The following is a 13,497-nucleotide window of genomic DNA, read 5'->3' on the forward strand; positions in this document are numbered from 1 at the left end:
TGCCGCCGCAGGTGTCTCGTACAGTGGCATGCCGCCTCGCCGCTTCGCCTCACCGAGAATGGTGCACCGCTAGGGAGTGATGAGCTGGGCCAGGCCACCGGCTTCGGCTATTGCCGTACGAAGGCGGGTCTGAGCATTGATGAACCAGGTTATGTACTCGGGCCAGTCGTCTCCGTTGCCGATGTCACCCTCGCGGTACTCCGCGATGCGGCAACCCTTCCTGGCCTGTAGCGGTTCGTACGACAGGGTGTTTCTGAAAGTCGGCTCCAGCTTGGCGCGGGCGACGGCGAAACGCGCGTCGTTGACCGCGGGATCGGGGTCCTGAAAGAAGATCTCGCTCGACAGGCCCGATCGGCCGAACGTGCATGTGTACGACATGCCGTTCATACCGGCGGGCAGGGACTGCCAGTTCTGCGGCGAGCCCTTGGTCGACGTCGTCCACCCGAGCTTGCGGTCATGGACCGTCTCCAGGAACCTCGTCCAGAACTCCTGGTAGGCCAATGCTCGGTCGCTTGCCGCGGTGTCGCCCTTGGCGATCGCCTTGACCTTCTTGCCCCAGTCGTTCGGCTGCACGACCAGGCGCATGAGGGGCGCCGGCGCCGACTCGCCGATGCGTACCGCACTGATCTCAATGCCGAAGAACCGCGTGTTCTTGTCCGTACGGGTGTTGAGCCAGTCCAACGCGGCCCGATGCTCGTCGCGAAACTCGGTCGCGATCCACACCACGTTGACCGGATCCGTCCCACCGGCGTAGGTCAGCAACTGACCCAGGTGGCCGTGGTCTGTCCTCGTCAGCTGGTTTTCGATGATTACTGTCTCGTTCGTCGCCTCATCGACGCCGATCAGGTCCAACGAGAATCCGCCCACCGGGTGTTCCGCTGACGACAGCGCCAAGTCCATGCCGAGCAGCTCGCCGAGCACGTCCGCGTTCGCCAGCAACCACGGCGTGAAGGTGTGCGCCTCGTGCTTCCAGACTTGCCGCGCGTCGAGTAGTTCGAGCTTGCCGAGCGTGGGCAGTCCTTCGCCGGCATCCACAGAGGTCATATCGCCGACCGTATCGGTCTGAGGCGGGGCCTGACGCCCATGACCACCATATTGGTGCTGGCGTCGCAGGTCGACCGTCACGAGGCCGCTGAAGCCCCTCGGTCCGGCATCCAGGCGAGGATGTCCAGCAGGCGTACGTCCGACAGGCGATCCGCTGCCTCGGCGACCAGTGGATCGTCGTGGTCGCGTGCGGCGCCCCGCAACAACGCGAGGCCCTCGGTGGCCTGCAGCAGATCCGTGCGGTATGCCGCCCAGTAGGCCCGCCGCGGTGGTGCGTGCCGGCTGCCTGCCTGCTGCAGTTCACGTGCCGCGACCTCGGCGGCCCGCCGGTACCGCCGCAGCAGCGCGCTGTCGAGGATGAGGAACAGGCCAGGCCGCACCAGGTGTAAGGCCTTGCTCACCTTCGCGTGCCCGAGCCCTTGCGGACGATCCTGGAAAAAGTGCTGGTACAACCGGCGCGCACAGTCGTAGTGGCCGTCGTCGAGCATTGGGTCGGCGTCGCGGAGGTGGGCGTCGAGCGGGACATCGTCCCAGGGCGCGGTTTCGCTCAACCGGAGCAGGTGGCGCTCCTGCTCTCGACTAATTCTGCTGCCCATGTACGGTGCGCGAGTTACCTTGATGAGCTTCGGCGTCAGCACGGGGTGCGTGCCGGCCAGCCAGTCGTAGGCGCGGACCGTGCGGGCATGCCCCTTGCAGTAGTCGACGAAGACACCAAGCGGGTCGTTCACAGGTCGACCGGCGACCTCGATCGGGGCCACTGTGGCACCTGCTTCCTGATCACTCGGCGGAGTCTCCGCCAGTTCCCAGCCTGCTTCCGTCCAACAACCGTGACAACCTCCCGGGCGGCCACCGAGAGGAGCGCTCGGGTGACGACAGCCACCCGAGCGGGTCGTTCCGCGTCGGCTGTTGGTCCCGTTCTGACCCCCGGCTTTCTTCGGTGGCAGCGTGCTTGTCAGCGCATTTACTAGCATCACCATTCCTTCATCGCCCACTTGGGGGCGCTCGGGTCGTCGGCCTCAGGCCGGGACGAGGAGTCGGCGAAGCATATGGTGGCCAACGGCAAAAACCAGTTCGAGCGGCTCAGCGAGAGCGCGTACTACTCCGCCGTGGTCGAGGCGAACCGGGCGTACCTGGACGTCGCGGTGCCCAACCCGGCCGGCACGGAGCGGGAGTACTGGACCCTTTCCTGCCTGCCGAACACCAAGAGCAGCCCGCGTCGGCTGTCCGCGGTGTGCATGCGAACGATGGAGACGTTTGTTCTGCACCAACCGCTCGATCCGGAGAACCAGGACGTAGCCGAGGGGTTCGTCGTCGTCCGGCAGTCCGTGCTCCGTCGGCACTGGCCGACCGGCCGAGCCCTGGCCCGGGAGTTTCCGGGCCTCACCGAGGAGCGGTCGGACTACCGGGACGCGGGACCGGACCAGGCTCGGGTGTGTGGTCCGTACGACCAGCTGGTTGCGGCGCTCGCCGACGAGCGCTTCGCTGCCGCAGTCCGGCACCTGACCTCCGCCCTCCTCACCGCGCGGACTATGCAGGGCGCCGGGCACAGCCACCGGCTTGTCGACGAGGTGCTGGGCCGCGCGCGCCCCGACACCGAGTGGATCTATCCGGTAAACGACCGGACCGAGATGTGGGGCTACCACCAGGACGTGCCGGAGATGTTTGGGAGCCTGCCAGCCGACGGCGCATACGACGACTGGCACCTCTCCTCCTGCTTCCATCAGATCCGGGCCGGGGACCGCATCTGGGTCTACGCCAGCACCCCGCACCGGCGGGTCGTGGCCGCTGGGACCGCCTGGGCTGACCCGTACCTCCGCGCCGACGGCGACGGTTCGGAGTGGCGGCTGGAGATTCGCTGGGAGGTGCCGCTCACCCGTTTCCTACTCAGACGCGGCGTGGCGGGGACAGACGTATTGGAGAAGGTCGTGCAGGGCGTTCGCGCCGTGCAGCCGGTAGAGGCGGACCGCCTGGCCAAGATCCTGGACGAGGCCCGGGCGCCCGAACCCGAGGGACTGCCAGAGGGCCGCCGTCGGCGGCTGGCGCAGGTGACGGCCCGACAGGGACAGGCCGACTTCCGTCGCCAACTCATCGAGGCGTACCAGGGCCGCTGTGCGATCAGCGGTTGCGGCGTGGAGGCGGCGCTACAGGCCGCGCACATCGAGCCGTACGACGGGCCGGCCACCAACCGGGTATCCAATGGCCTTCTACTCCGAGCGGACCTACACAACCTCTTCGACCAAGGGTTGCTCTGGATCGACGACTCGTACCGGGTCCAGGTTGCGGAAGGGCTCGACCACTACGGCGAGTTCGCCGGGGTTGAACTCCCGCCGACGGCGGATCCCACGCACCGGCCGGACCAGCGGGCGTTGGCAGCGCACCGCCGCGACCACGGCGTAGATTGACGATTCCGCAGCCGACCGACACCCGGACGGTGCGGTCGACCGCGGCGGTACTTACGAGGGCACGCACAGGGAGCCTCCTGATCAGGGCCTGGGCAGGAATCCTCGGCAGGCATTCCAGCCGGCCTCAGGTGCTGTGCGCCTCCTCAAAGCGGAGAGCCACGAGACCACCGGCGCATGCGGTGACTACAGTGCGCGGCCCAGGGCACACGTCTTCGCCCGCCTCGCCGGTCACGGCCTGGTGCTGATGCCGCATTGGCCGTACGCCTTCGAGCGCTCCGACGCCGCGTCCGACGCCGTAGTGGTGACGAACTGGCAGGCGGACGCCCCGGCGAAGGCGCTCGTCGACCCGTCGACCGGGCCAGGCCTGGGGCCATGTGTCGACGGGGCCACCGCGCGACGAGGACTGATGGCGCCTGTCACCAGCCGACACGATCTACGGTCTACCCGCCACTGGGGACAGTGACACGGAGGTGCGCCAATCAAACCGGGATGTGGATACCTGCGGCTGGTGCACCTGCCCGTCGACCGCACCGCCGAAGCCGTCCGCGACGCGCCCCTCGCCGTACTGGCGGGACTTCCCGAGGCCGAGCGCCTCACACTGACCTGTGACCAGGGCGCGGAGATGGCCCATCAACAGCAGGTTGCACCGTTGCTGCGTGACGGGGTGCTCTTCGCCCATCCCGGCCGGCCGTCGCAGCGCGGCACGAACGAGATCACCAACGGTCCGCTGCGCCAGTACTTCCCCAACCGCAGGGACCTGTCGCAGCACACCGCCGCCGATCTCCGCGCCGTCGAGCAACGCCTCAACGACCGGCCTCGCAAGACGCTAGGCCGGCGCACCCGGCCGACGTCTTCCACGCCGCTCTGGCACCCTGACGACCGTCACCGTTGCGACGACCGCTCGAATCCGACCTCCCAGATTGGTCGGTTCACGGGCCCCTGGAGGTGGTCCCTGGCGTGCAGTCGGCGTTGGACCGAGACGTTCGACTCGTCCGCGGTGCCCGCCAATCGGCTGCTTGCTCTGGTCGACGCCGCATTTGCCACACTCGACTCGTGAGGCTTCGTAGAGTTCGGCTGGCCGATGCGAGACCTACGTGACGTGCTGGCCGATTTGAAGGACACGGACGGGTCGTCAGGCTCAGTTTCCTTTGTGATGACCTGGCAGCGGCAGACGGAACACCGTCCGCCGGCCCTGGCCCAGAGGATTTTCCTCGTCCGATCAGAGACGCCCCGCATCGGACGGTACGCCATCACACCGACTCGTCGGCATCCTCGACGCCACACGAGCCGACCTTCCACCCGCGACAGACGCAGCACTCCACGCTGCCCTGTGTTTGGGCCTTGGTTGTCGCCGCCCAGCACTGCGTGAGAACGTGGCCCTTCAGGCAGATGCGGAGAACCATGGCAGAGCATCGAGTGCGGGGCGCGCGTCCCTGGGTATGGGGAGTTGGCGGCCTCGTGGGCGGGCTCCTGCTCGCGTTCGCGCTTGTGGTGGGTCCGTGGCTACTCACCCGATACCCTCATCAGGGACTGACAGCCGAGCAGAAGTTCAAGGCCAGGAACGACGTACGGACAACGCTTGTGCAGGCCCTGGCCGGACTTGCCGTGGCTGGCGGTCTCGTTGTCACCTACAGCACCTATCGCCAGAACCAGCGTGATCAAGCGGACCGGCGGATCGAGCAAGACCGATCACATCGGCTCATCGAGGTTAGGCATGTCAACGACCTCTACATGAAAGCGGTCGAGCAGCTCGGTCATGCCCAAGCGCCGGTTCGGCTCGGTGCCCTGTACTCCTTGGCGCAGCTCGCTCAGGCAAACCTGGGACAGCGGCAGACCGTGGTCGACGTGTTGTGCGCCTACTTGCGCATGCCCTACTCACTCGCGGATTCAGCTACGCCGGCCGCAAAGGAGGAGCACGCGCAGCAGCTCCAAGTGCGTCTGACTGCTCAACGTCTCCTCGCTGGCCACCTCTGTCTCCCCCGCGATGTGTCGGCTGCGGACGCCGGGCGCGCGCAGCAACGGGTTGCGTCCGAGGACGACGTCTTCTGGCCTGGCATCAGTCTGGACTTGACCGGTGCATCTCTCGTCGACTTTGAGTTCGCCGGGTTGTCGGTCCTCGGGGCAGTCTTCGACCGGGCAAAATTTGCAGCCTCCACGATCTTCACTGGCGCTACCTTCTTCGGCTTCGCCGGGTTCCGCGGCGCAAGCTTCGACGAGGAAGCCGTGTTCGACAAAGCAACCTTCGCCGGCCACACCGACTTTCGTGGGGCGACCTTCGTGGAAGCTGGCTTCGTCAGTGCAGCCTTCCATGACGGTGTCTGGTTCGACGAAGCAGTTTTTAAGGTCGACGTCAACTTGGCCTACAGCCGTTACGGCGGCTATGCCGTGTTCAGCAAGGTCACCTTCAACGGCGGCGCCTGGTTTGACATGGCACGCTTCATCGATAGCGCCACGTTTGAAGAGGCTACCTTTAGCGGTGGAGTCTCATTCCAATCTGATACGCCCCTGGATGCCATGTTCAATGGCGCGCGCGTACTGCCGCCGAGCGACGAGTACCTCGAAAGCGGCCGCGATGCCGACCGGGAATGGCCACCTGGATGGACCGTGCAGCCGGATGAAGACGACCCTAACCGCGGTACGTTGGTTCGCCTGCAGCCCAAGAATCCCTCCGAGGTGATGCCACCATCCTCCCGACCGAATGCTGACTGAAGAAGCTGGCCATTCCGTCACGCCGCATCAGACCCCTGGGCTGATTGTCGACGCGAGGAGACCTTGAGCGGCCCCCGCTTTCATCGAGCTTCTTGATCAGGGTCTGATGGCCGTGGGGAGGAAGTCGTCCGTGGCAGCAACGAAGAAGTACCCCGACGAGCTGCGTCAGCGCGCTGTGCGTTTGTACCGAGTCGGACCCAAAGCCCGTCATCCGGCGGCCGAGCAACTCGGCGTGCATCACGAGGCGTTGCGGAACTGGATCCGGCAGGCCGAGGCCGACGCGGGCGAGCGCATCGATCGGCCCACCAGCGAGATGGTCGAGGAGAACCGGCGGCTGCGTCGCGAGGTGGCGGAGCTGCGGCAGGCGAACGAGATCCTGAAAGCGGCGAGTGCGTATTTCGCGGCGGAGCTTGGCCCGACCCGGCGACGGTCATGACGTTCATTTTTGAACACCGTGACCAGTTCACGGTCGTGCTCCTGCTACGGGTCCTGAACATCGGCGCCTCGACTTACTACGCGTGGGTCCGGCAGGTCGAGCAGCCCTGCGACCGCGACGTGGTCGACCTGGGGCTGATGTCCAACATCCACGAGATCTGGGAGGCGTCTGGGCGCACCTACGGCGCGGACCGGGTGCACCGGCAGTTGCGCCGTGACGGAATTCGCGTGGGCCGCAAGCGGGTCGAGCGGCTGATGGCGGCCCAGGGCTGGCAGGGCGCGTTCCTGCGTCGAGGCTGGCGCGGCGGCTCCACGAGGCAGGACCCACGGGCGACGCCGGCGCCGGATCTGGTCAACCGGCAGTTCACCGCGCCCGGGTCGAACCGGCTCTGGGTCGCCGATGCCACCCCGCATCCCCTGCGGCGAGGGCGTGTTCTGGCTGGCCGCGGTCCGTGATGCGTTCTCCCCGCCGGATCGTCGGCTGGAAGACCTCCGACCGCTGCGACACCGACCTGATCCTCGCCGCCCTCGAATACGGCATCTGGTCCCGCGACGTCCGCGACGGCCAGCTGATCCACCACTCGGACCGCAGGTCGAACTACACGTCTTTCCGCTTCGCGGAACGCTTACAGGACAACGGAATCCTGCCCTCAATGGGCTCCATCGGCGACTCATTCGACAACGCGCTCATGGAGAACTTCTGGTCGACGCTGAAGATCGAACTCGTCTACCGCACCTCATGGCGCACCCGAGACGAGGCCGAGAACCCGATCTTCGCCTACATCGACGGCTGGTACAACACCCGCCGCATCCAACGCGAACTGGGCTACCTCAGCCCCGACGAGTACGAGACCGCCTGGCACACCCGCCAGCACGGCCCAGCCGAGCCAACTATCCCCACCCCTGCACCAGCCGGCAGCAGGTAACCACTGCTCCAGCAAAGCGGGGGGACTCACTCATGCCGTAAGGCGGGCGCGGTGGCACGGCCAGCGGGGGCGATCAGACCTGGCGGGGATCCGTGAGGGACCCCCGTTTACCCCCCCCGAAAACCCCGCTTGATCGTTGACGAAGGGTGACAAGGAGTGATGAGCGTCTGGCGGTGTCTCTGCAGCTCAGCGACCGCTTTCGGCAAGCAATGACAAGCTTGGTCCGATTACTGTCGGTGACAAGGGGTTTTGACAAGCAATGACAAGCTCTAAACGAGGCTCGACATGAGGTTCTCGTGGGCTCAAAACTCCACGTTCCCAGTACGCACTGGTCCTAAGGCGAGGGAAGGCGCATTTGGTGGACCTGAGGCGTGCACCGAGCGCGTTGATGGGGGCGGTTACGCCTCATCGCACCCGTCCTATGCCTAAGTCCATCAAGGGTTCATCCATGAGCACAAAGCCGCGAAGACTTCCGTGCTTTCCAGTTCATGCCCTCTATCCAAACTCTTGAGCAGCGCCGTCGATCGACTAAGTCGATCAGGGTAGTAGAGCTCCGGAGTGAGGCAGGAGGGGCAGTCCTCCAGGACGCAGAAGGGGGCTAGGGGAAACCTGTCTCCATTTTCGCTTACTACGTAAAGCCGATGGTCACCCACGGGTTGTGAGGCGTCGAACTCTAGCGGCTCGAAGTCCGGGTGATCTCCCATGATCGCAAGGGCTGAGACCCGGAATTTGTCGGACTCTGGCACCCAGCTCAATCGCGTCGGGTAAACCCATTTAGCTTTAGCGAGGAACGAGCTTGCAGAGAGACCCCTGAACATTAGCTGTTCGATATTGTTGAGACTCTTCTCAATCTCTGCCTGAGTGCGAGGGCCTGCCCCATGTCTAACCTTATTCCTCAAAGAGACAAGCGATTCGAGATCTGAAATAAGACCCTTTCCTCCTTTTTGAGTGGCTGTCGCTTGTGCCAAGCCAGCGGCTTCATCGCCGCCCTTCCTCGCGAAGTTTCCAGCCGCTCTAATTACTCCGAGCCAGTGGCCGAGGGACACGCCACCCCGTTCTACTGATTCTGACCAGCTCGTGACCTCGCTCAGATCCTGCCATCCCCTGTCTGCTGCGAGCGATAGCGAAACGATACCGAGGGACAAAATAAGTGATTCGACGCACTGGATTGCGCTCTCGTGGCGCTCCTGAAGGGAACTGCTGTGCCGGAAGCGCCGTACAGCCCGAGCGATGGCATAGGGATACGCGTCCTGGAAGGCCTGGTAAGGATGCTTCTGTTTGCGCAGGTTCTGCGCCGTCAGTGCGCTCAGTTCTGCGGCAGCATCTAGCCGGAGCCGTCGCTCACTGCTCGTACAGTTATCGAACACCTTCACCCGAGATTCGTCTAGCATGGTTAGAATTTGGCGAGCTTCCTTCACCCCCTCCTTCACCTTGAGCATGGCAGAGGTGATGGAAATATGACTTCCATCGCAAGGCGGGATCAAAATATCGGCTAGTCCACCCGACCGAATTCTAGGAACAACATCATAGCGGGGGAACTGGCTCTCCGCTTGATTGCTTGAAAGGTACTCGACCAGGTACTCAGGGGGGAATGCGTGGCCCGTCGGCCTAATCACAACCAATCCTTGTCCGGCTTGGACCCCTTCATAAGTTTCGGGAAGTACTGTCCAATGCCGAGATTCGCCCAAATCCCGGCCGACGATGTCGCCGCTACTTAGACGTCGCTTTGGTTCTCGTCCTGTCTTCCGGACAGGAAGTTGTCCTACCTCCGGCAACACTGCGGTCAGGAGCGAGGGGTGAAGTACCCGCACCTCTTTTGGGACTGCTTCTTGGCGCTCCGTTCTATCCAGGTCGGAAGCCGGAACCCACCCCGTGAATACCTCTGCGAAGTCTCCTAGCCGCAATGCTTTTTCTTCGAGGAGCCGTTGCTGTTCCCTGCTCTCTCTATAGCGCTGGAGGCTGAGGTCATAGTCGTTGGCGACGATGTTGTGCTTCTCCACCAAAAAACTCTGGTCGGTCCGATTGCGCTTACGCTCGCTGTTATCGCGTTCTTTCCATCGGGCCACAAGGTCCGGAAGGTTGCTCATGTCATGCTCGGTCGCTGTCAGTTTCGTGATAGGAGTGGGGCCGAGTTTGTCCCAGCTCAACAGGGGAGTCTGCTTCCCGTCCAAGCTCCAACCGTCGGCCGTGACTTCGTAGAACCACACAAGGTCAGTTCCACCGCTGTTGGTTTTCGTAAAAAGCAATATCGCTGCCGGTACTCCCAGGTGGTGCGTGAACGTGCCTTTGGGTAGCTTTACGACTCCGTCGAGCCTGTGCTCCTCGACCAGGATCCGACGTATTTCCTTGTGCGCCTTGCTTGAACCGAAGAGGACCCCGTCCGGCACGATGACAGCAGCGCGACCGCCAGGCTTTAGTAGCCGGATAGTGAGAGCCACGAAGAGTAGTTCGGTCTTTTTGGTCTTGACCAGTCGCTGCAGGTCCCTGGAGGTGCTGTCAGCGTCAATGCTTCCGGCGAACGGCGGATTGGCCATGACCAGGGAGTATTTTTCCGACTCGCTGACGTTCTCGGCCAGTGAGTCGCGGTAGCGAATGTCCGGGTTCTCGACGCCGTGCAGCAGCATGTTCATGCTGCCGATGCGCAGCATGGTGTTGTCGAAGTCGAAGCCGTGGAACATGCCTTCGTGAAAGTGTTTTTGCTGGATGGTGTCCGAAAGCGCGTCGGGATGGGTCCGGCGGACGTACTCCCCAGCCTCAACTAGGAAGCCGGCGGTGCCGCACGCCGGATCGCAAATCTCGTCGGTGGGCGTCGGGGCCATCATCTCAACTACTGACTGGATGATGTGTTGAGGGGTTCGGAACTGGCCGTTGTGGCCAGCCGTGGCGATCTTGCTGAGTGCATACTCGTAGAGCTCGCCCATGGTGTCACGGTCATCCATCCGGAGGCCATCAAGCATGTCAACAACTCGGGAAAGCAGGGCCGGGTTGGGGATTGTGAATCGGGCGTCCTTCATGTGGTGCGAGTAGGTCGACTCGTCGCCGCCCAGCGTCCTCAGGAAGGGGAAGACCCGCTCGCTGACGATCTTGAACATCTCGCTCGGCGCTGCATGCGCGAACCGCGACCAGCGCAGGTCGTCGTACTTGCATCCCTGGTCGTCGCAACTCTCAGGGAAAATGTGGCGTTCCATTGGCTCGCCGGTTCGGATCGCTTTCTTCTCTTCGAGTGTGTGTAGGTCGTCCAGCCGCTTGATGAAGAGCAGGTAGGTGATCTGCTCGATGACCTCCAGCGGGTTGGAGATCCCACCCGACCAGAAAGCGTCCCAGAGGCGGTCGATTTTACTCTTCAGTTCACCGGTGATCACTTAGCTTCTGTCCCCATGCGGTCGGCCGTGTCGAGTTGACTTTCGTAGGCTAGTGCGGGGTGATTGACTACGGCATGGGGCGTTGAGATGATTCCGCGGACCGACAGGCGCTCGACCAGCGCCAGGACCGCTTGGCGTCCCGGTCCGATGAGATGACGGTTGGACCGGTCGATAGTTCGAGCCACGAGGGAGCTACTCCGAGTTCTACCTGGTGTGGCACCTCGAGCCGGCCCTGGCACCGATCGCATTCCCCGAGCGGACGCCCAACGCCATAAGGGATTGAGCCTTTTCATCCTCGGTGGTCGGGTTTTGACGCGATGTAGGACGAGGGTGGCCTGCACGGTCGGGGTCGCCCGGTGCGGGCTGCAGCGCAGCCTGGTCGGTACTTTCCAGGTCGCCCGGCGGTGGTCTGGGCTGTTCGACGAGCTGAGGGACATGATCGGGGCGCGTTTGGCCAGCCCGAGCCAGGGCGTCGGGTCCGGGATTCGTGGTTGCTGGCGCCGCTGGCGACCAGAAGCTGCTGGACGATCGCGGAGCACGCAGGTGACGACGGTCCGGACGGGAGGCAGGACCTGATTGGTCGGGCCAGCTGGGACGACGCCGAGGTCCGTGTTGACGTGTGGGACTTCGTCGCGGCTCGTCTCGGGCACCCCGACGGTGTCCTGCTGATCGACGAGACCGGAGACCCGGCTGTCGGCGGCCGGCGGTCTCATCTTGGGCTCACCTGGCCCAGGGAGGTGTCGACGGCGACACCCACTTGACGGTGACCGCTGCGCTGCGGCAAGAGCCGGGGCGTCAGTCGAGGGCGTGGGTGACGGCGCAGTCGTGGCCGGCGGCCTGTAGCACCGTCGCGAACCCGTTCGCCCAGGCCAGGGCCGGCTCGTGGAAGGCGCTCGGCGCGGTGAGCTGCGTGATGCCACCGTCGCCGCGGTGGGCATGACCTTGCGCGAGTAGCCAGGCCGCGAAGGCGGACCCGGCGGGCAGGTTTACCCATGCGCAGCCAGCAGCGCCTTCGGTAATGATGACGTTAGGAGCTTGCCCGCCGGTGGTGACGACCGGGGTGGGCCGGCAGTCGCGGCGGGCCTGCCCAGCCACGGCATGGGCGATGGCATAGACGCCGGGGAGGTCGCCAGTAGCCGAGGTGATGTGCTCGCCGTCCGCTGGCGGCGGTTCGTCGGCTGTACCGGGCTCGGGCGTGCGTTTCTTGCCGGGGGTGACGGTGACGAGTTGGACCGGGCTGTCGTCCTCGGCCTTCCACGCGGCAGTGACCATGGCGGTGCGGCCGTTGGGCCCGATGACCGGGCCGGTTGTCTCGAACCGCAGGTGCTGGCGTTCACCGTGGGCGGGCACGTCACGGAACTTGGCGGGGGCGCTGGCGTGCAGCCTCGAGATCAGTTGGATGGCGAGCAACCGCCAGTCGCCCTGACCGATGCCCAGCGCCTGGGCGAAAAAGCGGGCCTTGGGTGCACCGTCGCGGGATGTGGGGTCCAGGGCATAGCGGCGGAGTTTCGGTTCTAGGTCGGCCACGGTGGGATGGCGGCGGCCGACAGCGAACGCCAGGGGCCGCTCGGCGTCGGTGTATTGGCGCACCATGTCGATCAACGTCTCCTGGTAGGTACCCGGCGACTCGGCGGGATGGTCAGGGCCCGGTGCCCAGCGGATGCTGGCCTCGGCTCCGGTCAACGGGTGCGGGCCGGGGCCGAACCCGTCAACGGGCAGGCCGGTGAACATTTCGCGCGGGTGGATATGGTCGTTAGGGTTCGGGTCGTAGACCCAGCCGTTCGCGTACGACCACCCGTCGATGAGGTCGAAGAGCCGGTGGTGCAGCGCGTGGGCCGGGTTGACGGTGACCAGGCCGACGTACCACGGCTGCGGGGTCAGAGCGTCGTGCAGCCGGTCGCAGGTCGCGGCGGGTAGCGCCGACAGGACGCCGACGTAGATGGCCCCGTAGTTGAAGCCGAGCTGCCACGGAATCCCTTCGGTGGGCAAAGCCCAGCGGGCATCGGCGTCGGCGACCAGTTGGGCTGCGCTCGACCACAGCAGCGACGGGTCCACTTCTAGGGTAAAGGTGGCGGCGTCGACCGATGTTGGGCGCCGCGCCGGCAGGTCCAGCGTTCCCCACCAGGTGGCGAACCGGCAGGCCCGGTCGTCGTCGGCGGCCAGGATCGCGGCGAGGATCTTGCGTTTGACGGTCATCCCGTAGTGGGTGCCCAGCGACTGGACCTCAGTGTTGACGAGCACGGCCACCGGGCGGGCGGCGACGGCATCCGGCTGAGGGTCCACCAGATGAGTATCGACCGCTAACCATAGATCGTCTAACCGATTCGGTCTCTATGCGGGGGCGCGAGGGCACCGTCGCCGCGTGACGGTGTGGCGGGGCCAGCAGGGCAGGCGGCTGGCTAGTTCGAGCGGCTCATCGCAGACGCGCCGACACAGGCTGGCCGGGCCGCCCACTGACGGCCGCCATCAGGACCGGCAGCGCAGCGAGTCCCGGCGGTCGAATGGCCACCGGGACTCGTGGAGTCGTCAGTCGACGAGGTAGTGAGGGGGTACTTCGTTCCCGTGGTGACGGGAGGCCCCGACGGGCACGGTCGGATCTGGCGACGTCCTGTCGGCCTG

Annotated in this window: 9 protein-coding genes and 1 pseudogene; 6 read left to right on the forward strand and 4 right to left on the reverse strand. The window is 64.9% G+C overall.

Annotation, left to right across the window (positions count from 1 at the left end; all coding sequences use genetic code 11):
• Positions 1-69 precede the first annotated feature (69 nt).
• Positions 70-1,044: a DUF4268 domain-containing protein gene (locus PCA76_RS12780; RefSeq protein ID WP_272617857.1), complete on the reverse strand. Its 975-nt coding sequence runs from the start codon at positions 1,042-1,044 to the stop codon at positions 70-72.
• 77 nt (positions 1,045-1,121) lie between these two features.
• A complete protein-coding gene (locus PCA76_RS12785) occupies positions 1,122-1,802 on the reverse strand; it encodes a DUF6308 family protein (RefSeq protein ID WP_272617859.1) in 681 nt (226 codons plus the stop codon).
• A 291-nt stretch (positions 1,803-2,093) separates the two neighbouring features.
• On the opposite strand from PCA76_RS12785, the gene PCA76_RS12790 reads away from it, so the two are divergent.
• The 6 genes and pseudogenes from PCA76_RS12790 to PCA76_RS12815 all read left to right on the forward strand — a co-directional run bounded on the left by PCA76_RS12790 (position 2,094) and on the right by PCA76_RS12815 (position 7,516).
• On the forward strand, positions 2,094-3,446 hold the full coding sequence (locus PCA76_RS12790; RefSeq protein ID WP_272617861.1) for an HNH endonuclease: 1,353 nt from the start codon (positions 2,094-2,096) through the stop codon (positions 3,444-3,446).
• Positions 3,447-3,942: 496 nt separating this feature from the next.
• Positions 3,943-4,322, forward strand: a pseudogene (locus PCA76_RS12795) (IS30 family transposase); the annotation flags it as partial.
• Positions 4,323-4,904: 582 nt separating this feature from the next.
• Complete coding sequence (locus tag PCA76_RS12800) at positions 4,905-6,155, forward strand: pentapeptide repeat-containing protein (RefSeq protein ID WP_172862003.1); 1,251 nt, start codon at positions 4,905-4,907, stop codon at positions 6,153-6,155.
• Positions 6,156-6,285: 130 nt separating this feature from the next.
• Positions 6,286-6,591, forward strand: a complete 306-nt coding sequence (locus PCA76_RS12805) for a transposase (protein ID WP_272617867.1) — start codon at positions 6,286-6,288, stop codon at positions 6,589-6,591.
• Entirely contained in the window at positions 6,588-7,046 is a 459-nt protein-coding gene (locus tag PCA76_RS12810) for an IS3 family transposase (protein ID WP_272617869.1), read from the forward strand. The genes PCA76_RS12805 and PCA76_RS12810 overlap by 4 nt, the downstream gene beginning before the upstream one ends.
• Positions 7,046-7,516, forward strand: coding sequence for an IS3 family transposase (locus tag PCA76_RS12815; RefSeq protein ID WP_272617871.1), 471 nt, complete (start codon positions 7,046-7,048; stop codon positions 7,514-7,516). The genes PCA76_RS12810 and PCA76_RS12815 overlap by 1 nt, the downstream gene beginning before the upstream one ends.
• A 434-nt stretch (positions 7,517-7,950) precedes the next feature.
• Here PCA76_RS12815 and PCA76_RS12820 read toward each other — a convergent pair whose 3' ends face one another.
• Both PCA76_RS12820 and PCA76_RS12825 read right to left on the reverse strand, forming a co-directional pair.
• The gene (locus PCA76_RS12820; protein ID WP_272617873.1) at positions 7,951-10,878 is read right to left on the reverse strand and encodes a type I restriction-modification system subunit M; all 2,928 of its coding nucleotides are present in this window, start codon (positions 10,876-10,878) and stop codon (positions 7,951-7,953) included.
• Between the two features lie 795 nt (positions 10,879-11,673).
• On the reverse strand, positions 11,674-13,161 hold the full coding sequence (locus PCA76_RS12825; protein WP_272617875.1) for a DUF6883 domain-containing protein: 1,488 nt from the start codon (positions 13,159-13,161) through the stop codon (positions 11,674-11,676).
• Positions 13,162-13,497: the final 336 nt, after the last annotated feature.

It is taken from the genome of Micromonospora sp. LH3U1, assembly GCF_028475105.1.
In the GTDB taxonomy this organism is placed as follows: Bacteria; Actinomycetota; Actinomycetes; order Mycobacteriales; family Micromonosporaceae; genus Micromonospora.